This is a genomic window from Leclercia sp. UBA2479 (genome assembly GCF_002341985.1).
Classification (GTDB): domain Bacteria; phylum Pseudomonadota; class Gammaproteobacteria; order Enterobacterales; family Enterobacteriaceae; genus Enterobacter; species Enterobacter pneumoniae.
The window spans coordinates 1-20,497 of the sequence record NZ_DDPB01000005.1 but is presented as its reverse complement, the minus strand read 5'-3'; the positions used below and the strand labels follow the sequence as shown (position 1 = coordinate 20,497).

Below are 20,497 nucleotides of genomic sequence, written 5' to 3'. Positions count from 1 at the left end.
TCACTTTTGGAATGAGCTATGTCTGCAACTAAACTGACCCGCCGCGAACAACGCGCACAAGCACAACACTTCATCGACACGCTGGAAGGCACCGCGTTTCCGAACTCTAAGCGTATTTACATCACCGGCTCGCAAGCCGATATTCGCGTCCCGATGCGCGAAATTCAGCTTAGCCCAACGCTTATCGGTGGCAGCAAAGAAAATCCGCAGTTCGAGGAAAACGAGGCCGTACCGGTGTATGACACCTCCGGCCCGTACGGCGATACCGATATTGCCATCGACGTACAGAAGGGACTGGCAAAGCTGCGCCAGCCATGGATTGAGGCGCGTAACGACAGCGAAGCGCTGACTGTTCGCAGTTCACATTACACCAACGAGCGTCTGGCCGACGACGGTCTGGATGAACTGCGCTTCACTGGCCTGCTGACGCCCAAACGAGCCAGGCCAGGCAAATGTGTCACCCAGCTGCACTATGCGCGCCAGGGCATCGTCACGCCAGAGATGGAGTTCATTGCCATTCGCGAAAACATGGGTCGTGAGCGCATTCGCAGTGAAGTCCTGCGCCACCAGCATCCGGGCGAAGGTTTTGGTGCGCATCTGCCGGAGAACATTACCCCCGAATTCGTGCGTGACGAAGTGGCGGCGGGCCGGGCGATCATCCCGGCCAACATTAACCATCCGGAATCTGAGCCGATGATTATCGGCCGCAACTTCCTGGTGAAGGTTAATGCCAACATCGGTAACTCTGCGGTCACCTCTTCCATTGAAGAAGAGGTAGAGAAACTGGTCTGGTCTACGCGCTGGGGTGCAGACACGGTGATGGATCTCTCAACTGGCCGCTATATTCACGAAACCCGCGAGTGGATCCTGCGTAACAGTCCGGTGCCGATTGGTACCGTCCCGATTTATCAGGCGCTGGAAAAGGTGAACGGCATTGCCGAAGACCTTACCTGGGAAGCGTTCCGCGACACCCTGCTGGAGCAGGCCGAACAGGGCGTGGATTACTTCACCATTCACGCTGGCGTGCTGCTGCGCTACGTACCGATGACCGCCAAACGCCTCACCGGCATCGTCTCGCGCGGCGGCTCCATCATGGCCAAGTGGTGCCTCTCCCATCATCAGGAAAATTTCCTCTACGAACACTTCCGCGAAATCTGCGAAATCTGCGCGGCGTACGATGTTTCGCTGTCGCTGGGCGACGGTTTGCGCCCTGGCTCCATTCGCGATGCCAACGACGAAGCGCAGTTCGCCGAGCTGCACACCCTGGGCGAACTGACCAAAATCGCCTGGGAGTATGACGTGCAGGTGATGATTGAAGGCCCGGGTCACGTGCCGATGCAGATGATCCGCCGTAACATGACCGAAGAACTGGAGCACTGCCACGAAGCGCCGTTCTATACCTTAGGGCCGCTGACCACCGATATCGCACCGGGTTACGACCACTTCACCTCAGGCATTGGCGCAGCGATGATTGGCTGGTTCGGCTGCGCGATGCTCTGCTACGTCACGCCGAAAGAGCACCTTGGTTTACCCAACAAAGAGGATGTGAAACAGGGGCTGATTACCTACAAAATTGCCGCTCACGCCGCGGACCTGGCGAAAGGCCATCCGGGCGCGCAGATCCGCGATAACGCGATGTCGAAGGCGCGCTTCGAGTTCCGCTGGGAAGACCAGTTCAACCTCGCGCTCGACCCTTTCACCGCCCGCGCTTATCACGACGAAACCCTGCCGCAGGAGTCGGGCAAAGTGGCGCACTTCTGCTCCATGTGTGGCCCGAAATTCTGCTCAATGAAAATCAGTCAGGAGGTGCGTGACTACGCTGCCGCGCAGACCATCGAAGTGGGGATGGCAGACATGTCAGAAACCTTCCGCGCCAAAGGCGGCGAAATCTACCTCAAAAAAGAGGAGGCATAATGTACCAGCCCGATTTCCCAACGGTGCCCTACCGGCTAGGGCTTTATCCGGTGGTCGATAGCCTTGAGTGGATTGAGCGCCTGTTGGATGCAGGGGTTCGCACCCTTCAGCTGCGGATTAAAGATAAGCGCGATGACGAGGTAGAGGCCGATGTGGTGGCCGCCATTGCGCTGGGGCGGCGCTATGATGCCCGCCTGTTTATCAATGACTACTGGCGGCTGGCGATAAAGCATCAGGCTTATGGTGTGCACCTGGGCCAGGAAGATCTGGAAACCACCGATCTGAATGCCATTCGCCACGCAGGGCTGCGTCTGGGCGTCTCCACGCACGATGATATGGAGATCGACGTGGCGCTGGCCGCCCGTCCCTCTTACATCGCACTGGGCCACGTCTTCCCCACGCAAACCAAACAGATGCCCTCAGCACCGCAGGGACTGACCCAGTTGGCTCGCCATATTGCCCGCCTGGGGGACTACCCCACCGTAGCCATCGGCGGTATTAGCCTCGAGCGCGCCCCGGCGGTGCTGGAGACTGGCGTAGGCAGTATCGCGGTCGTAAGCGCCATCACCCAGGCTGCAGACTGGCAAGCCGCTACCGCACAGCTTCTGAAGCTGGCAGGAGTGGGCGATGAATGATCGCGACTTTATGCGCTATAGCCGCCAGATATTACTGGAGGATATCGCCATTGATGGGCAGCAAAAGCTGCTTGCCTGCCGGGTACTGATTGTCGGTCTGGGCGGGTTAGGTGCGCCAGCGGCCCTTTACCTGGCGGGAGCCGGGGTCGGCACGCTGGTGCTTGCCGATGATGACGAGGTGCATCTCAGCAATCTGCAGCGGCAAATCCTTTTTACCCCTGACGATCTCAACCAGCCCAAGGCAGAGATAACCCGTCAACGGCTCCATCAGTTGAACCCAAATATCGAATTGATCGCGCGCCAGGCGCGGCTAAGCGGACAGAGCCTGCAGCATGAAGTCGCCCTGGCCGACGTGGTGCTCGACTGTACCGACAACATGTCCACCCGCCAGGCAATCAATGCTGCCTGCGTGTCGCTCGATACGCCGTTAATCACCGCCAGTGCCGTCGGCTTTGGTGGGCAGATGATGGTACTCACGCCACCCTGGGCACAGGGATGTTATCGCTGCCTGTGGCCGGACGATGCCGAGCCTGAACGCAACTGCCGCACGGCGGGTGTGCTTGGCCCGGTCGTGGGGGTAATGGGTACGCTGCAGGCGCTGGAAGCCATCAAACTGCTTTGCGGAATCAACACCGGACATAACGCGCTACGCCTGTTCGATGCGCGTGCCGGCAGCTGGCGGCAGTTGGCCTTGCAGCGCGCCAAGGGCTGCACCGTCTGTGGAGGGCAACATGCGCATTCAGTTTAACGATGAGCCGATGCAGTGCGTAGAGGGGTTAACGGTTGCCGCCCTGCTAGACCAGCTGCGTCAGCTTAAGCCGGGCGTGGCCCTGGCACTTAATCAACAGATCCTGCCGCGCGAGCGGTGGGAACATCAGCAGGTGAGCGAAGGCGATCACATCCTGCTTTTTCAGGTCATCGCAGGAGGCTGAATGTTACGTATTGCTGATAGAACCTTTGAATCACATCTGTTTACCGGAACCGGAAAATTTGCCTCGTCCCAGTTGATGGTGGAGGCTATCCGCGAAAGCGGCAGCCAGCTCGTTACGCTGGCGATGAAACGCGTGGATCTGCGTAACCACAGCGACGCAATCCTCGCCCCGCTGCTGGAGGCCGGGGTGACGCTATTGCCCAATACCTCCGGTGCCAAGACCGCCGAAGAGGCCGTCTTTGCCGCGCAGCTGGCGCGTGAAGCGCTGGGCACAAGCTGGCTCAAGCTGGAGATCCATCCGGATGCCCGCTGGTTGTTACCCGATCCTGTCGAAACGCTAAAAGCCGCAGAGATGCTGGTAAAACAAGGATTTACCGTGCTGCCTTACTGCGGCGCGGACCCGGTGCTCTGTAAACGGCTGGAAGAGGCGGGCTGTGCGGCAGTCATGCCGCTGGGGGCGCCGATTGGTTCGAACCAGGGGCTGGAGACCCGCGCGATGCTGGAGATCATCATCGAGCAGGCCACCGTACCGGTGGTGATAGATGCCGGCATCGGCGTCCCAAGCCATGCCGCCCAGGCGCTGGAGATGGGTGCCGATGCGGTACTGGTCAATACGGCGATTGCCGTTGCCGACGACCCGGTGCTGATGGCCCGCGCCTTCCGCCTGGCGGTAGAAGCAGGCCTGCTGGCTCGTCAGTCTGGCCCCGGTTCACGCAGTATGCTGGCGCAGGCCACCAGCCCGCTCACCGGCTTTCTGGAGGCGCGGTGATGAAGACCTTTACCGATCGCTGGCGCCAGCTCGACTGGGATGATATTCGCCTGCGTATTCACAGCAAAACCGCTGCCGACGTCCAACGGGCATTAGCAGCACGTCATCCCGGCCGTGAAGAGATGATGGCCCTGCTCTCCCCGGCGGCCGATGCTTATCTGGAACCCATGGCGCAGCGGGCGCAGCGCCTGACCCGGCAGCGTTTTGGCAATACGGTCAGCTTTTACGTGCCCCTCTATCTCTCGAACTTGTGTGCCAACGACTGCACTTATTGCGGTTTTTCAATGAGTAACCGAATCAAGCGCAAAACACTGGATGCGCAGGAGATTGCCCGGGAATGCGCCGCGATTCGTGAGATGGGGTTTGAACATCTGCTGCTGGTAACGGGCGAACATCAATCGAAGGTGGGCATGGACTATTTTCGCCGCCATTTTCCGGACATTCGCCGCCAGTTCTCCTCCTTACAGATGGAGATCCAGCCGCTCTCCCAGGAGGAGTACGCAGAGCTTAAAACTCTCGGCCTGGACGGGGTGCTGGTTTATCAGGAGACGTACCACGAGAAGGTCTATGCCCAACACCATCTGAAAGGGAAAAAACAGGACTTCTTCTGGCGGCTGGAGACTCCGGATCGCCTTGGTCGCGCCGGAATCGACAAGATTGGCCTGGGATCGCTAACAGGTCTTTCCGACAGCTGGCGAGTGGACTGTTATATGGTGGCGGAGCATCTGCTGTGGCTACAACAGCATTACTGGCAAAGCAGATACTCCATCTCCTTTCCGCGCCTGCGCCCCTGTGCCGGGGGGATCCAGCCCGCCTCCATTATGGATGAACGCCAGCTGGTGCAGACCATCTGCGCCTTTCGCCTGCTGGCGCCTGACGTTGAACTGTCACTCTCTACGCGTGAATCGCCGGCCTTTCGCGATCGCGTCGTCCCGCTGGCCATTAACAACGTGAGCGCCTTTTCAAAAACCCAGCCAGGCGGATACGCTGACGATCATCCGGAGCTGGAGCAATTCGCGCCGCACGATGGGCGCCGTCCGGAAGAGGTGGCGGCGGCCCTGTCAGGGCAAGGGTTGCAGCCAGTCTGGAAGGATTGGGATAGCTGGCTGGGGCGCGCTTCGCAATCTCGCTGAAACGCACTGTAAAAGTATGAAATGGTGTCGAGACTGCTCGACATCCTCACAACGGGCCGTTGTTCACAAAGGTCCGTTTTTTTATCTTCACTGCGTCAATAATCCTTATTGACCAGGGCGAATACTTTCTTCCTCTTTCGCCCTGCCTTCTCTTTATCATTTACGGCGCACGCTGAAATCTTCAAATAAATTTGAATTAATAAGCCAGGTCTTAAGCCAAATCATCCTCGTTTTAATTAACGGCAGTATACTTATCAACCACAGGCCGGGCGAAACCATAACGCCAGGGTTTCTACATTTTATTTATTCTGGAATGATTTATTACTGATGGCGCTTCAAAACAGAAAGCTTTCTTTTACAACTCCCATTATGGTGAGCTTTGCGGGCATCCTGCTCAGTTTTGTGCTGATCGCGGTGTTTATTATAGGGACTCAGCGTAAAGATTTTCTGGACGACTATCATCAGATTAACCGTAACTTCACCCATAACCTGGCGGTGAATTACACGGAATCTATCCTGCGAGAAAATGATTACATCCTGGGGCGAGCGGCTACGTTTTTCTCGCGTAATGAGCAACTTGAGAAGATGGTCACCGGCGATCCGACGCAGGGTTTGCAACTGCTGATGCATTTGCAAAATCTGATGCCCAGTGTCTCGTCCATCTCCCTGGCCGATGTCCAGGGCCACCATTTGCGAGCCCCGGCCATCATTGCTGATAAAACGAGCGAGACCTTCGATGCCCGCACCCGCCCGTGGTTTATGGCACAGGCTGAATCCAGCACCTTTAGCCGCTATACCCGCCCGTATAAAGACTTCTTCACCCATCATCCCACAGTCACCCTCTTCAAACCGGTGATCTCGCCGGAAGGCAGGCTGAAAGGTACGCTCGCCTTCCACCTCGACCTGGCATCTATGGGCTTTACTCTGCGCCAGATGGTCTCTCCGGTGCAGGGGGAGTTTTTTGTCGTGGAACGGGACGGGAAAGTGATCCTGCATCCGGACACCGGTGTGCTCTTCAAATCCTACGTTAGCGAAAAGCTAATGGATCAGATGACCAGCGGCGAGGGACATATTTACGATGAATCCACTCACGCCTGGTATTATTACTACTCGTTTACGAATCCCGACTGGTTCGTTATTTATCGAGTCTCCAGTGCGGCGCTCGATGCCCTGATCCGTCATGAAACCAACATTGTGGCCTGGGGGCTTGCCCTTGCGGCTATTACCATTTTGCTTTTTGGCCTGTACCTGCGTCATGCCTCGCGAAGCGTGCTGATGAATATCATCAACGCCATTAAAACCGGTGACGTGAAGCAGGCCCCGCGCCTGGAGGCAATGCTGAGCAAAGCCATAGAGAGTAATAAGGAGCGGGAGCTCTCCTGGGTGCGACAAGCCACCATTGATGCGCTGACCGGTTGTAAAAATCGACGCGCCTTCGATACCGATATTGCCGCCCTGATAAACGATCACCATCCGTTCTCCATGGCGTTAATTGATATTGATAACTTCAAAACTATTAACGATACCTGGGGGCACCTCACCGGCGATATCGTGCTACGTAATGTGGCCCGGGAAGGTATTCAGGTAATGCAGCCCCATGGCGTGTCGGTTTATCGCTACGGTGGTGAAGAGTTTGCCGTACTCTTCCCGACACAGCAGAGTGATGCCGCGAGCGCCTTGCTGGAAAACTGGCGCGTACGGGTTGCCGAACGCAACTGGCGTGAAGAGGGGCTCAGCGTGACCTTTAGCGCCGGGCTGGGCGAGTGGCACCAGGAGCCGCAGGCACAGTTTGTGGGTAGCGTGGATGAAGCACTCTACAAAGCCAAACAGTCGGGTAAAAACCGCATCATTCGCACACCTTCCGTCTGACCACTATCCTCATAAGATGCCCGTTTTAACGGGCATTTGCCCTCCTTTGTAAAATTTGTAACCGGTTTCAGAAAATTGCCCGTTTCTTTGTGATGCCAGACACACAATCGCGGTAAAGCGGTTGTTGAAGCAGACGGCACGGGATAATTATCAATAAACACATGTAGATCGAGGCTGACTATGAAGAACATCGTTTTATGCTGTGCAGCGGGAATGTCGACCAGCATGCTGGTTCAACGCATGAAAGACGCCGCGCAGAAAAAAGGGGTCGAAGTAAGCATTAAAGCCGTGCCGGTTGCTGAGTTTAAAGATGAAATCGCTACCGCTGACATCGTATTACTGGGGCCACAGGTTAAATACGAGCAAGCAAAACTGCAGGCCCAGGCCGAGCCGCTGGGTAAAAAAGTCGCGGTGATCGACATGATGGATTACGGCATGATGAAAGGTGATGTCGTGCTGGAAAAAGCGCTGAAACTACTGGAGTAATCATGGAAGATTTAGAAACCACGATCATGGAACTGCTGGTTAATGCGGGCGCGGCGCGCAGTGCGGCTTTAACGGCATTGCAAATGGCGCGTAAAGGCGATTTTGACGACGCTGAAAAGGCAATGGAAGAGTCACGCGAATACGTGAAACATGCTCACGTTATTCAGACCCAGCTTATTGGGCTGGATGAAGGAACAGGCAAACTGCCGGTCAACCTGATTACCGTTCACTCCCAGGATCATCTGATGAACGCGATGGTTATTCAGGATCTGGCGGGCGATATGATCGAACTTTATCGGCGCATTCCATTAGTCAAATAACCCCTTCCAGATATAAAAAAACCCGCCGAAGCGGGTTTTTTATTAGCTGAAGGCACGATTACTCGTTGTCGGAACCGCCCAGACCTGCGTTCAGCAGCTCTGCCAGGCTTGCAGAAGCATCTTCTGCAGTCACCTGTGGTGCAGCTGGCAGTTCGCCCGCTGCGCGACGGCGCATACGATCCTGGTGGTACGCATAACCGGTACCAGCCGGGATCAGACGACCCACGATAACGTTCTCTTTCAGACCGCGCAGTTCGTCGCGTTTGCCCGCAACGGCTGCTTCGGTAAGCACACGAGTGGTCTCCTGGAACGATGCCGCGGAGATGAAGGACTCGGTTGCCAGAGACGCTTTGGTGATACCCAGCAGGTCACGTGCGAAGGTCGCACTGTTTTTGCCGTTCGCTTCCAGATCGCGGTTTGCAATCTTAACGCGAGAGTATTCAACCTGCTCACCTTCGAGGAACTCGGAGCTGCCCGCGTTCACAATGGTGGCTTTACGCAGCATCTGACGAACGATAACTTCGATGTGCTTATCGTTGATCTTAACGCCCTGCAGACGGTAAACGTCCTGTACTTCGTTGGTGATGTAACGCGTTACCGCGTGTACGCCACGAAGACGCAGAATGTCGTGCGGTGCTTCTGGACCATCGGAAACAACGTCACCACGTTCTACACGTTCACCTTCAAACACGTTGAGCTGACGCCATTTCGGAATCATCTCTTCGTACGGTTCGCTGCCATCCAGCGGCGTGATCACCAGGCGGCGTTTACCTTTGGTCTCTTTACCGAAGGAGATAATACCGCTGATTTCCGCCAGGATTGCCGGCTCTTTCGGACGACGTGCTTCGAACAGGTCCGCAACGCGTGGCAGACCACCGGTGATGTCCTTGGTACCGCCGGATTCCTGAGGAATACGCGCCAGGGTGTCACCAGAGCTGATCTGTACGCCATCTTCCAGCTGAACGATCGCTTTACCTGGCAGGAAGTACTGAGCCGGCATATCAGTGCCTGGGATCAGAACATCGTTACCGTTGGCATCAACGATTTTCAGTGCTGGACGCAGATCTTTACCGCCTGCGGTACGTTCTGCAGAATCCAGAACAACCAGCGAGGAGAGACCGGTCAGTTCGTCGGTCTGACGCGTAATGGTCTGGCCGTCGATCATGTCGGTGAAGCGGATGAAACCAGCCACTTCGGTGATAACCGGCATGGTGTGTGGATCCCAGTTTGCTACGGTTTCGCCGCCAGCAACCTGCTCGCCATCACCTTTAGCCATAACAGCACCGTAAGGTACTTTATAGCTCTCTTTAGTACGACCGAATTCGTCGATCAGCTTCAGCTCGGTGTTACGTGAGGTGACAACCAGCTTGCCTGAAGAGTTAACAACAGACTTCGCGTTGCTGAGCTTGATGCTACCTTTGTTTTTCACCTGGATGCTGGATTCAGCAGCCGCACGAGATGCCGCACCACCGATGTGGAACGTACGCATCGTCAGCTGTGTACCCGGCTCACCGATGGACTGTGCCGCGATAACACCGATTGCTTCACCTTTGTTGATGATGTGGCCACGCGCCAGGTCACGACCATAGCAGTGTGCACATACACCAAAGTCGGTGTCACAGGATACAACGGAACGCACTTTAACGGAGTCGACAGAGTTCGCTTCCAGCAGGTCACACCAGTGCTCGTGCAGCAGCGTGTTGCGTGGAACCAGAATGTCTGCGGTACCCGGCTTCAGTATGTCTTCCGCGGTAACACGACCCAGTACGCGATCGCGCAGTGGCTCTTTAACATCACCACCCTCGATAACCGGGGTCATGGTGATACCTTCGAGGGTGCCACAATCGTCTTCGGTAACAACCAGGTCCTGCGCAACGTCAACCAGACGACGCGTCAGATAACCGGAGTTCGCGGTTTTCAGTGCGGTATCCGCCAGACCTTTACGCGCACCGTGCGTGGAGATGAAGTACTGGAGTACGTTCAGACCTTCACGGAAGTTCGCGGTGATTGGCGTTTCGATGATGGAGCCATCTGGCTTCGCCATCAGACCACGCATACCTGCCAGCTGACGAATCTGTGCCGCAGAACCACGCGCACCGGAGTCGGCCATCATGTAGATGCTGTTGAAGGAGACCTGCTGCTCTTCGACGCCGTCACGGTTAATCACGGTTTCGGTCTGCAGGTTGTCCATCATCGCCTTGGATACACGATCGTTCGCCGCAGCCCAGATATCGATAACTTTGTTATAGCGTTCGCCTGCGGTTACCAGACCAGACTGGAACTGCTCCTGGATTTCGGCAACTTCAGCTTCTGCTTCGCTGATGATCTCGTACTTCTTCTCTGGGATCACCATGTCATCGATACCAACAGATGCACCTGAACGCGCTGCATAAGCAAAGCCGGTGTACATCGTCTGGTCAGCGAAGATAACGGTCGGTTTCAGGCCCAGAATGCGGTAACAGGTGTTCAGCATTTTGGAGATTGCTTTCTTGCCCAGCGCCTGGTTGACGATGGAGAAAGGCAGACCTTTCGGTACGATCATCCACAGAATCGCACGACCCACGGTCGTGTCTTTCAGGCTGGTGGTCGCAACGAATTCGCCGTTAGCATCTTTTTCGTATTCAGTGATACGCACTTTAACGCGCGCATGCAGAGAGGCCAGGCCAGCGCGGTAAATACGCTCAGCTTCTTTCGGGCCAGTCAGCACCATGCCTTCGCCTTTAGCGTTAACACAGTCACGGGTCATGTAGTACAGACCCAGTACAACGTCCTGAGAAGGAACGATGATTGGCTCACCGTTCGCTGGAGACAGGATGTTGTTGGTAGACATCATCAGCGCACGCGCTTCCAGCTGGGCTTCCAGCGTCAGCGGTACGTGAACAGCCATCTGGTCACCATCGAAGTCGGCGTTATAAGCCGCACAAACCAGCGGGTGCAGCTGAATAGCTTTACCTTCGATCAGTACTGGCTCAAAGGCCTGGATACCCAGACGGTGCAGAGTTGGTGCACGGTTCAGCAGGACCGGGTGTTCGCGGATAACTTCGTCCAGGATATCCCAAACGACAGCTTCTTCGCGCTCAACCATTTTCTTAGCGGCTTTGATGGTGGTGGCCAGGCCACGCAGCTCCAGCTTGCCGTAGATGAACGGTTTGAACAGCTCCAGCGCCATTTTTTTCGGCAGACCGCACTGATGCAGACGCAGGTATGGACCTACGGTGATTACAGAACGACCGGAGTAGTCAACACGCTTACCGAGCAGGTTCTGACGGAAACGACCCTGCTTACCTTTGATCATGTCGGCCAAAGATTTCAGAGGACGCTTGTTAGAACCGGTGATCGCACGACCGCGACGACCGTTATCCAGCAGGGCGTCGACCGCTTCCTGCAGCATACGTTTTTCGTTGCGTACGATGATGTCCGGCGCAGCCAGATCCAGCAGACGTTTCAGACGGTTGTTACGGTTGATAACGCGACGATACAGATCGTTCAGATCGGACGTTGCGAAACGACCACCATCCAGCGGAACCAGCGGACGCAGATCTGGCGGCAGAACCGGCAGAACGGTCAGGATCATCCACTCTGGTTTGTTACCAGACTGAACGAACGCTTCCAGCAGCTTGATACGCTTGGTCAGCTTTTTACGCTTGGTTTCGGAGTTGGTTTCGTTCAGCTCTTCACGCAGCTGCTCGCACTCTTGCTCCAGATCCATGCTCTTCAGCAAGGCCTGAATAGCTTCCGCACCCATCTTCGCGTCGAATTCGTCACCGAACTCTTCCAGCGCGTCCAGATACTGTTCTTCGGTCAGAATCTGGTTACGTTCCAGGTTCGTCATGCCGCCTTCGATCACAACATAAGATTCGAAGTACAGAACACGTTCGATATCGCGCAGCGGCATATCCAGCAGCAAACCGATACGGGACGGCAGAGATTTCAGGAACCAGATGTGCGCAGTTGGAGACGCCAGCTCGATGTGGCCCATACGCTCACGGCGTACTTTGGTCTGGGTCACTTCAACGCCGCACTTCTCACAGATCACACCACGGTGTTTCAGGCGCTTGTACTTACCGCACAGGCACTCGTAATCTTTTACTGGCCCAAAGATACGGGCGCAGAAAAGGCCGTCACGCTCTGGTTTGAACGTACGGTAGTTGATGGTTTCCGGCTTTTTAACTTCACCGAAAGACCATGAACGGATCATGTCTGGCGAAGCCAGAGCAATTTTGATCGCATCAAACTCTTCGGTTTTAGTCTGCGCTTTCAGAAACTTTAATAAATCTTTCACGGATTTGCTCCCGTCGGAGTTAGCACAATCTGGTGTCGGGGGTTAACCCGACACCAGTGACCTGTTTGAGCGAGAATTACTCGTCTTCCAGTTCGATGTTGATACCCAGCGAACGAATCTCTTTCAACAGTACGTTGAAGGACTCTGGCATGCCTGGTTCCATCTGATGGTTGCCGTCCACGATGTTTTTATACATCTTGGTACGACCGTTTACGTCATCAGACTTAACGGTAAGCATTTCCTGCAGGGTGTATGCTGCGCCGTATGCTTCAAGCGCCCACACTTCCATCTCACCGAAGCGCTGACCACCGAACTGCGCCTTACCACCCAGCGGCTGCTGAGTAACCAGGCTGTAAGAACCGGTAGAACGCGCGTGCATCTTGTCGTCAACCAGGTGGTTCAGTTTCAGCATGTACATGTAGCCAACGGTTACCGGACGCTCAAACTGCTCGCCAGTACGACCGTCGAACAGTGTGATCTGACCGGAAGTCGGCAGGCCACCCAGCTGTAACAGTTCCTTGATTTCAGACTCTTTCGCACCATCGAAGACCGGCGTCGCGATTGGCATACCCTTACGCAGGTTTTCAGCCAGACGCAGCACTTCTTCATCGCTGAAGGTGTTCAGGTCAACTTTCTGGCGAACGTCAGTGCCCAGATCGTACGCACGCTGGATGAATTCGCGCAGTTTCGCGACTTCTTCCTGCTGCTTCAGCATGGCGTTGATTTTCTCGCCGATACCTTTCGCAGCCATACCCAGGTGAGTTTCGAGGATCTGACCAATGTTCATACGAGACGGTACGCCCAGCGGGTTCAGTACGATATCTACCGGCGTACCGTTAGCATCGTGCGGCATATCTTCGATCGGGTTGATCTTAGAGATAACACCCTTGTTACCGTGACGACCTGCCATTTTATCACCAGGCTGGATCTGACGTTTAACGGCCAGATAAACCTTAACAATCTTCAGCACGCCCGGTGCCAGATCGTCGCCCTGAGTGATTTTACGGCGCTTCGCTTCGAGTTTTTTCTCGAACTCGTGTTTCAGCTCGTCGTACTGCTCAGCCAGCTGTTCCAGCTGATTCTGTTTCTCTTCGTCGGTCAGGCCCAGTTCCAGCCAGCGATCGCGTGGCAGCTTGTCGAGCTTCTCAGCTTCAACACCACCGGCAACCAGCACCGCATAGATACGGCTGAACAGACCCGCTTCGAGGATCTGCAGTTCTTCAGACAGGTCTTTCTTAGCCTGTTTGAGCTGCATCTCTTCGATTTCCAGCGCACGTTTATCTTTCTCAACGCCGTCACGGGTGAAGACCTGAACGTCAATAACCGTACCGGAAACACCGTTTGGTACGCGCAGAGAAGAGTCTTTAACGTCAGACGCTTTCTCACCGAAGATTGCACGCAGCAGTTTCTCTTCTGGCGTCAGCTGGGTTTCACCTTTCGGCGTCACTTTACCTACCAGAATATCGCCGCCGGTCACTTCCGCACCGATGTAAACGATACCGGATTCATCCAGTTTGGAGAGCGCTGCTTCACCCACGTTCGGGATGTCGGCAGTGATCTCTTCCGGCCCCAGCTTGGTGTCACGGGACACACATGCCAGCTCCTGAATGTGAATCGTGGTGAAACGATCTTCCTGAACCACACGCTCGGAAACGAGGATGGAGTCTTCGAAGTTGTAACCGTTCCACGGCATGAACGCTACGCGCATGTTCTGACCGAGCGCCAGTTCACCGAGGTCGGTGGACGGACCGTCTGCCAGCACGTCGCCGCGCTCAACCGGCTCACCCAGAGAGACACATGGCATCTGGTTGATGCAGGTGTTCTGGTTAGAACGGGTGTACTTCGTCAGGTTATAGATGTCGATACCTGCTTCGCCCGGGTACATCTCGTCTTCGTTAACTTTGATAACGATACGGGAGGCATCCACGTACTGAACCAGACCGCCACGTTTAGCAACCGCAGTTACACCGGAGTCAACGGCAACAGCACGTTCCATACCGGTACCAACCAGCGGCTTATCAGCACGCAGAGTTGGAACGGCCTGACGCTGCATGTTCGCACCCATCAATGCACGGTTGGCGTCATCGTGTTCCAGGAACGGGATCAGGGACGCACCGACGGATACCACCTGCTGGGTGGAAACGTCCATGTAGTCAACCTGGTCACGGCTGAACAGGCTGGATTCGCCTTTGCTACGACAGGTAACCAGATCTTCTACAAAGTGGCCTTCGTCATCCAGGTTGGAGTTCGCCTGAGCGATAACGTAGTTGCCTTCTTCGATAGCAGACAGGTAATGAATTTCGTCGGTTACAACGCCGTCGGTCACTTTACGATACGGGGTCTCGAGGAAACCGTATTCGTTAGTCTGTGCGTACACGGACAGGGAGTTAATCAGACCGATGTTTGGACCTTCAGGCGTTTCGATTGGACATACGCGACCATAGTGAGTCGGGTGTACGTCTCGAACTTCGAAGCCTGCGCGTTCACGGGTCAGACCGCCTGGGCCGAGTGCAGAGATACGACGCTTGTGCGTAATCTCAGACAGCGGGTTGTTCTGGTCCATGAACTGAGACAGCTGGCTGGAACCGAAGAACTCTTTCACTGCTGCAGAGATTGGCTTAGCGTTGATCATATCCTGAGGCATCAGGGTATCCAGATCGCCCAGAGACAGACGCTCTTTAACCGCACGCTCAACACGTACCAGGCCAACACGGAACTGGTTTTCCGCCATTTCGCCTACGGAACGGATACGACGGTTGCCGAGGTGGTCGATATCATCCACTTCGCCTTTACCGTTACGGATATCGATGAGCTTCTTCATCACTTCGATGATGTCTTCTTTGCTCAGGATACCGGAACCTTCGATCGTGTCACGCAGCAGAGAACGGTTGAACTTCATACGACCAACCGCGGACAGATCGTAGCGGTCTTCGGAGAAGAACAGGTTCTCGAACAGGCTTTCAGCCGCTTCGCGAGTCGGTGGCTCACCCGGGCGCATCATGCGGTAAATTTCAACCAGCGCGCTCAGACGATCGTTAGTTGGGTCGACACGTACTGTCTCAGAGATGTACGGACCGTGGTCCAGATCGTTGGTGAACAGCGTTTCGATACGCTTGTGACCAGACTGGCTCAGCTTCGCCAGCAGATCCAGGCTCAGCTCCATGTTCGCCGGGCAGATCAGTTCGCCAGTCGATTCGTCAACGTAATCTTTTGCCGCGACTTTGCCAGCAATATATTCAACCGGTACTTCGATGTGTTTGATTTCATCTTTTTCCAGCTGACGGATATGGCGCGCGGTGATGCGGCGGCCTTTTTCAACGTACACTTTGCCGTCGGCTTCGATGTCGAACGATGCGGTATCACCACGCAGACGCTCAGGCACCAGCTCCATTTGCAGCTTGTTGTCGCGAATTTCAAAGACCACTTTCTCAAAGAACAGGTCCAGGATCTGTTCAGTGGTGTATTGCAGCGCACGCAGAATGATGGTCGCAGGCAGTTTACGACGACGGTCGATACGGACAAACAGGTTGTCTTTAGGATCGAACTCGAAGTCCAGCCAGGAACCACGGTAAGGGATGATGCGCGCGTTATACAGTACTTTACCGGAAGAGTGTGTTTTACCTTTATCGCTGTCGAAGAAGACGCCCGGGCTACGGTGCAGCTGGGAAACGATAACACGCTCAGTACCGTTGATAACGAAAGTACCGTTGTCTGTCATGAGCGGAATTTCACCCATGTAGACTTCTTGTTCTTTAATGTCTTTTACGGTGCCTTCCGGCGCTTCGCGCTCGTAGATCACCAGACGCAGTTTTACGCGCAGCGGTGCAGAGTAGGTCACGCCACGGATCTGACATTCCTGAACGTCAAACACCGGTTCGCCAAGGCGATAGCTGACGTACTGCAGCTCGGAATTACCGCTGTAGCTCTGAATCGGGAACACGGAACGGAAGGCGGCTTCCAGACCGTACTGCCCTTCAGGATCTTGCTCGATAAACTTCTGGAACGAGTCAAGCTGGATAGAAAGGAGATATGGAATGTCCAGAACTTGTGGACGTTTACCAAAATCCTTACGAATACGTTTTTTCTCGGTATAGGAGTAAACCATAGGGTTCCTCAGCTCGCTGACAAGTCGACCCATCTGTCCGACGGAGGGACAGTTTGTGCAACACCATTTTGTGGACCGGAAAATTGAATACTTTCCGCAATACCTGTTGCTATCACGCTTAAATCATTTCGTCGCGATTTACACAGAGCGAGCACTCTGTCGCAATATATTAAGTCGTCGATAGAAACAAGCATTGTCAGGCAAACCAGCAGTCAAACAGTGTGAAATGCTACTGGCGCCTTACAGCGCAAAAAGGCTGGTGACTAAAAAGTCACCAGCCATCAGCCTAATTACTCAGGCTGCAACCGGAAGGGTTGGCTTATTTAACTTCAACTTCAGCGCCAGCTTCTTCCAGAGATTTTTTCAGTGCTTCTGCGTCGTCTTTGCTCACGCCTTCTTTCAGCGCAGCTGGAGCAGATTCTACCAGGTCTTTAGCTTCTTTCAGACCCAGGCCAGTTGCGCCACGTACTGCTTTGATAACAGCAACTTTGTTAGCGCCAGCAGCTTTCAGAATTACGTCGAATTCAGTTTTTTCTTCAGCAGCTTCAGCCGGGCCAGCAGCTACAGCTACAGCAGCAGCAGCGGAAACACCGAATTTTTCTTCCATTGCAGAAATCAGTTCTACAACGTCCATTACGGACATAGCGGATACTGCTTCAATGATTTGATCTTTAGTGATAGACATTTAAATTGTTCCTGAAAATCAGAATAAGTTTATACGTAAGCAAATGCTTTATAAAGATAACTGCGATTAAGCAGCTTCTTTTGCATCGCGAACAGCAGCCAGAGTGCGAACCAGTTTGCCAGCCGAAGCTTCTTTCATGGTTGCCATCAGGCGTGCAATTGCTTCTTCGTAGGTCGGCAGGGTTGCCAGGCGATCGATTTGCGATGCCGGGATCAACTCACCTTCAAAGGCTGCAGCTTTAACCTCGAATTTTGCATTCGCTTTCGCGAACTCTTTGAACAGACGAGCGGCAGCGCCCGGGTGTTCCATAGAGTATGCAATCAAGGTTGGACCAACAAACGTGTCTTTCAGGCACTCGAACTGAGTACCTTCAACTACGCGGCGCAGCAGGGTGTTACGAACAACACGCATGTAAACGCCAGCTTCACGACCTGCTTTACGCAGTTCAGTCATTTTATCTACAGTAACGCCACGGGAATCCGCAACTACTGCAGACAGCGCGCCTTTGGCTACTTCGCTGACTTCAGCAACAATCGCTTGTTTGTCTTGAAGATTTAAAGCCATTAGCTTTGCTCCTGGATGTTTGCCAGGGCTCATGCCCTGGAACTCACTTCACTCTCCCAAACGGAAAGAGCGTCTTAATACGGTGAGCAGAAACAAGCCAGAGTATCCAAAAATAATCTTAGCGTTCTGTCACCGTCTACGCAGGGGATTAAGTCTCTTGCGAAACACCTGCGGTCTTCGACGGAGGCCTGGATAGGCCAGGCTCCAACGAACAATTCGGTTACCTGCTAACCATAGTTAGCAAACGTGGGCGAAGATTGTAGACAAAATCACCGCCCACGTAAAGGTATTAGTTTGCAGCAGCGCTCAGACCAGACTGGTCAACTGCAACACCTGCACCCATGGTGGTGGAGATGCTAACTTTCTTGATGTACACGCCTTTCGCCTGAGTTGGTTTTGCTTTTTTCAGCGCAACCAGCAGAGATTCCAGGTTTTCTTTCAGTTTGTCAGCGTCAAAGTCCACTTTACCGATGGTGGTGTGGATGATGCCGTTTTTGTCGTTACGATAACGAACCTGACCTGCTTTAGCGTTCTTAACCGCTTCAGCAACGTTAGGAGTTACAGTACCAACTTTCGGGTTTGGCATCAGGCCGCGTGGACCCAGAACCTGGCCCAGCTGGCCAACAACGCGCATTGCATCCGGGGAAGCAATAACAACGTCAAAGTTCATTTCGCCTTTCTTGATCTGATCAGCCAGATCTTCCATACCTACCAGTTCAGCGCCGGCAGCTTTAGCAGCTTCAGCGTTTGCACCCTGAGCAAATACAGCTACGCGAACGGAACGGCCAGTACCGTGTGGCAGTACAGTTGCGCCACGAACGTTCTGATCGGATTTACGAGCGTCGATGCCCAGGTTAACGGCAACGTCAACGCTTTCAACGAACTTAGCGGTAGCCAGTTCTTTCAGCAGAGCGATAGCTTCGTTGATGTCGTACTGTTTGGTCGCATCAACTTTGTCACGGATCACGGACATGCGCTTGGTCAGTTTAGCCATTTCTTAGTCCTCCACTACCAGGCCCATGGAACGTGCAGTACCTTCAATGGAGCGAGTCATCGCTTCAATGTCGGCGCCAGTCATGTCGGCAGCTTTGGTCTGCGCGATTTCCTGCAGCTGAGCGCGGGAAATTTTACCCACTTTGTCTTTGTTCGGCTTACCGGAACCAGACTTGATGCCCGCTGCTTTCTTCAGCAGAACTGCTGCTGGAGGGGTTTTGGTAACGAAAGTGAAAGAACGGTCAGCGTATACAGTGATAACAACTGGGATTGGCAGACCTTTTTCCAGGGATTCAGTTTTTGCGTTGAACGCTTTACAGAATTCCATGATGTTCACACCCTGCTGACCCAGAGCTGGACCAACTGGTGGACTTGGGTTCGCCATACCAGCTGCAACCTGCAGCTTGACGTAGGCTTGTACTTTCTTAGCCATTCTAAAATCCTCTGATTGGGTAATAACGCCTCAAGGAGGCTCCCCGTGAATAAAAATCGTCTTACGGGCAAGGCCCATAAAAACAAAAGGCGCGAAATTGTATTCCAATCTCGCGCCTGGTGCAACGATTAGATCGCCGCTTTTTTGATCGCTGCTTAGGCTTTTTCTACCTGAGCGAAGTCCAGTTCTACCGGGGTCGCACGACCAAAGATAGAAACAGAAACTTTCAGGCGGGACTTCTCGTAGTCCACTTCTTCGACCACGCCATTAAAGTCAGCAAACGGACCGTCATTAACACGAACCATTTCACCCGGTTCAAACAGCGTTTTCGGACGCGGCTTATCACCCACCTGCTGCAGGCGGTTCATAATCGCATCAACTTCTTTGTCGCTGATTGGCGCCGGACGGTCAGACGTGCCGCCGATAAAGCCCATTACGCGCGGTACGCTGCGCACTAAGTGCCAGCTTGCGTCGTTCATCACCATCTGAACAAGCACGTAACCCGGGAAGAATTTGCGCTCACTTTTGCGACGCTGGCCGCCACGGATCTCAACCACTTCTTCGGTTGGAACCATAACTTCGCCAAACAACTCTTCCATATTATGTAATTTGATATGCTCACGCAGCGACGTTGCTACGCGGCCTTCAAAACCGGAAAACGCCTGAACGACGTACCAGCGCTTTTTAGGGGCTTCAGACATCTCAGAACCTCAGGCCAGTGATAAAGGATACCAGGCGAACCAGAATACCATCCAGTCCCCACAGGATCAGTGACATTACCGCGGTAACCGCAGCCACAATTAACGTGGTGTGCAGAGTTTCCTGGCGAGTCGGCCAAATGACCTTACGGACTTCGGTTCTCGCTTCGCGGGCAAAAGCGACGGTCGCTTTACCTTTGGTCGTCAACAGCGCGACACCACCCGCTGCAGCAATCAGAATAACCACTGCCAGCGCGCGTAGCGGCAGCATCATGTCACGATAAAGATAATTGCCTACGATAGCCACAATCAGCAGTACGGCAACAACTACCCACTTCATCGCTTCCAGGCCGCGCCCGCTCCCTTGAGCTTCGGTATTCGCACTCATAAACCAACCTGTCAGAAGAATTCTACAAACATTTTCACCCCGCGAGCGCGAGGCGAACCTAACCGAAATGCTCTATATGAGTTTCGGACTTACGCCCTCTACAGAGCCTGTCTCAGCAATGATTATGACAAATAAAATCACTGATGAGCCAGGTTCTGGTTCGAAAGCGTGCAAAAAGGGCATCAAATGATGCCCTTTCTTTGCGCATTGCGTCAAATGTTATCAGCAATTAACCGAGAACTTTAGCAACCACGCCCGCGCCAACGGTACGACCGCCTTCACGGATTGCGAA

The 20,497-nt window shown here is 54.1% G+C and carries 18 protein-coding genes; 9 read left to right on the top strand and 9 right to left on the bottom strand.

Translation table 11 applies throughout. The features are described 5' to 3' along the window. Positions 1–18: 18 nt before the first annotated feature. The 9 genes from thiC to B3B59_RS04850 all read left to right on the top strand — a co-directional run bounded on the left by thiC (position 19) and on the right by B3B59_RS04850 (position 8,057). On the top strand, positions 19–1,914 hold the full coding sequence (thiC, locus tag B3B59_RS04890; RefSeq protein WP_286808238.1) for a phosphomethylpyrimidine synthase ThiC: 1,896 nt from the start codon (positions 19–21) through the stop codon (positions 1,912–1,914). Then, positions 1,914–2,549: a thiamine phosphate synthase gene (gene thiE / locus B3B59_RS04885; RefSeq protein ID WP_040077668.1), complete on the top strand. Its 636-nt coding sequence runs from the start codon at positions 1,914–1,916 to the stop codon at positions 2,547–2,549. Before thiC ends, thiE begins: the two co-directional genes overlap by 1 nt. Next, a complete protein-coding gene (locus B3B59_RS04880) occupies positions 2,542–3,297 on the top strand; it encodes a HesA/MoeB/ThiF family protein (protein WP_286808236.1) in 756 nt (251 codons plus the stop codon). Before thiE ends, B3B59_RS04880 begins: the two co-directional genes overlap by 8 nt. Continuing rightward, entirely contained in the window at positions 3,281–3,481 is a 201-nt protein-coding gene (thiS, locus tag B3B59_RS04875) for a sulfur carrier protein ThiS (RefSeq protein ID WP_040077671.1), read from the top strand. Before B3B59_RS04880 ends, thiS begins: the two co-directional genes overlap by 17 nt. Further along, entirely contained in the window at positions 3,482–4,249 is a 768-nt protein-coding gene (gene thiG, locus B3B59_RS04870; protein ID WP_263617144.1) for a thiazole synthase, read from the top strand. Further along, complete coding sequence (thiH, locus tag B3B59_RS04865; RefSeq protein ID WP_040077674.1) at positions 4,249–5,382, top strand: 2-iminoacetate synthase ThiH; 1,134 nt, start codon at positions 4,249–4,251, stop codon at positions 5,380–5,382. Before thiG ends, thiH begins: the two co-directional genes overlap by 1 nt. Before the next feature lie 327 nt (positions 5,383–5,709). Beyond that, positions 5,710–7,251, top strand: coding sequence for a sensor domain-containing diguanylate cyclase (locus B3B59_RS04860; RefSeq protein ID WP_286808233.1), 1,542 nt, complete (start codon positions 5,710–5,712; stop codon positions 7,249–7,251). Positions 7,252–7,431: 180 nt separating this feature from the next. Then, positions 7,432–7,737: a PTS sugar transporter subunit IIB gene (locus B3B59_RS04855; protein ID WP_035890299.1), complete on the top strand. Its 306-nt coding sequence runs from the start codon at positions 7,432–7,434 to the stop codon at positions 7,735–7,737. Between the two features lie 2 nt (positions 7,738–7,739). Then, on the top strand, positions 7,740–8,057 hold the full coding sequence (locus B3B59_RS04850) for a PTS lactose/cellobiose transporter subunit IIA (RefSeq protein ID WP_046887175.1): 318 nt from the start codon (positions 7,740–7,742) through the stop codon (positions 8,055–8,057). 58 nt (positions 8,058–8,115) lie between these two features. Here the strand turns inward: B3B59_RS04850 and rpoC are convergent, their stop codons facing one another. The 9 genes from rpoC to B3B59_RS04805 all read right to left on the bottom strand — a co-directional run. Next, positions 8,116–12,339 (bottom strand): DNA-directed RNA polymerase subunit beta', encoded by a 4,224-nt coding sequence (rpoC, locus tag B3B59_RS04845; RefSeq protein ID WP_040077678.1) that lies wholly within the window; start codon positions 12,337–12,339, stop codon positions 8,116–8,118. Positions 12,340–12,415: 76 nt separating this feature from the next. Continuing rightward, positions 12,416–16,444: a DNA-directed RNA polymerase subunit beta gene (gene rpoB / locus B3B59_RS04840; protein WP_040077679.1), complete on the bottom strand. Its 4,029-nt coding sequence runs from the start codon at positions 16,442–16,444 to the stop codon at positions 12,416–12,418. Between the two features lie 319 nt (positions 16,445–16,763). Beyond that, positions 16,764–17,129, bottom strand: a complete 366-nt coding sequence (gene rplL, locus B3B59_RS04835) for a 50S ribosomal protein L7/L12 (RefSeq protein WP_000028882.1) — start codon at positions 17,127–17,129, stop codon at positions 16,764–16,766. A gap of 66 nt (positions 17,130–17,195) precedes the next feature. After that, positions 17,196–17,693 carry a 50S ribosomal protein L10 gene (gene rplJ, locus B3B59_RS04830; RefSeq protein WP_001207203.1) on the bottom strand — a complete coding sequence of 166 codons (498 nt, stop codon included), beginning with the start codon at positions 17,691–17,693 and terminating at the stop codon, positions 17,196–17,198. A 289-nt stretch (positions 17,694–17,982) separates the two neighbouring features. Next, positions 17,983–18,687: a 50S ribosomal protein L1 gene (gene rplA / locus B3B59_RS04825; protein ID WP_040077680.1), complete on the bottom strand. Its 705-nt coding sequence runs from the start codon at positions 18,685–18,687 to the stop codon at positions 17,983–17,985. Positions 18,688–18,690: 3 nt separating this feature from the next. Continuing rightward, the gene (gene rplK / locus B3B59_RS04820; protein WP_008503452.1) at positions 18,691–19,119 is read right to left on the bottom strand and encodes a 50S ribosomal protein L11; all 429 of its coding nucleotides are present in this window, start codon (positions 19,117–19,119) and stop codon (positions 18,691–18,693) included. A gap of 155 nt (positions 19,120–19,274) precedes the next feature. Further along, the gene (nusG, locus tag B3B59_RS04815; RefSeq protein WP_003862341.1) at positions 19,275–19,820 is read right to left on the bottom strand and encodes a transcription termination/antitermination protein NusG; all 546 of its coding nucleotides are present in this window, start codon (positions 19,818–19,820) and stop codon (positions 19,275–19,277) included. A 1-nt stretch (position 19,821) separates the two neighbouring features. Next, on the bottom strand, positions 19,822–20,205 hold the full coding sequence (gene secE / locus B3B59_RS04810) for a preprotein translocase subunit SecE (protein ID WP_003862342.1): 384 nt from the start codon (positions 20,203–20,205) through the stop codon (positions 19,822–19,824). Positions 20,206–20,434: 229 nt separating this feature from the next. Next, positions 20,435–20,497: hypothetical protein (locus tag B3B59_RS04805; RefSeq protein ID WP_004212844.1), on the bottom strand; the 63-nt coding region annotated here is incomplete at its 5' end.

Bases quoted from the DNA above. Each gene is read 5' to 3' on its own strand.
- thiG (WP_263617144.1), top strand. From the start codon at position 3,482: ATGTTACGTATTGCTGATAGAACCTTTGAATCACATCTGTTTACCGGA.
- rplL (WP_000028882.1), bottom strand. From the start codon at position 17,129: ATGTCTATCACTAAAGATCAAATCATTGAAGCAGTATCCGCTATGTCC.
- secE (WP_003862342.1), bottom strand. From the start codon at position 20,205: ATGAGTGCGAATACCGAAGCTCAAGGGAGCGGGCGCGGCCTGGAAGCG.
- nusG (WP_003862341.1), bottom strand. From the start codon at position 19,820: ATGTCTGAAGCCCCTAAAAAGCGCTGGTACGTCGTTCAGGCGTTTTCC.
- thiH (WP_040077674.1), top strand. From the start codon at position 4,249: ATGAAGACCTTTACCGATCGCTGGCGCCAGCTCGACTGGGATGATATT.
- rpoB (WP_040077679.1), bottom strand. From the start codon at position 16,444: ATGGTTTACTCCTATACCGAGAAAAAACGTATTCGTAAGGATTTTGGT.
- thiS (WP_040077671.1), top strand. From the start codon at position 3,281: ATGCGCATTCAGTTTAACGATGAGCCGATGCAGTGCGTAGAGGGGTTA.
- rplK (WP_008503452.1), bottom strand. From the start codon at position 19,119: ATGGCTAAGAAAGTACAAGCCTACGTCAAGCTGCAGGTTGCAGCTGGT.
- thiC (WP_286808238.1), top strand. From the start codon at position 19: ATGTCTGCAACTAAACTGACCCGCCGCGAACAACGCGCACAAGCACAA.
- rplA (WP_040077680.1), bottom strand. From the start codon at position 18,687: ATGGCTAAACTGACCAAGCGCATGTCCGTGATCCGTGACAAAGTTGAT.
- B3B59_RS04850 (WP_046887175.1), top strand. From the start codon at position 7,740: ATGGAAGATTTAGAAACCACGATCATGGAACTGCTGGTTAATGCGGGC.
- B3B59_RS04860 (WP_286808233.1), top strand. From the start codon at position 5,710: ATGGCGCTTCAAAACAGAAAGCTTTCTTTTACAACTCCCATTATGGTG.
- rplJ (WP_001207203.1), bottom strand. From the start codon at position 17,693: ATGGCTTTAAATCTTCAAGACAAACAAGCGATTGTTGCTGAAGTCAGC.
- thiE (WP_040077668.1), top strand. From the start codon at position 1,914: ATGTACCAGCCCGATTTCCCAACGGTGCCCTACCGGCTAGGGCTTTAT.
- B3B59_RS04855 (WP_035890299.1), top strand. From the start codon at position 7,432: ATGAAGAACATCGTTTTATGCTGTGCAGCGGGAATGTCGACCAGCATG.
- B3B59_RS04880 (WP_286808236.1), top strand. From the start codon at position 2,542: ATGAATGATCGCGACTTTATGCGCTATAGCCGCCAGATATTACTGGAG.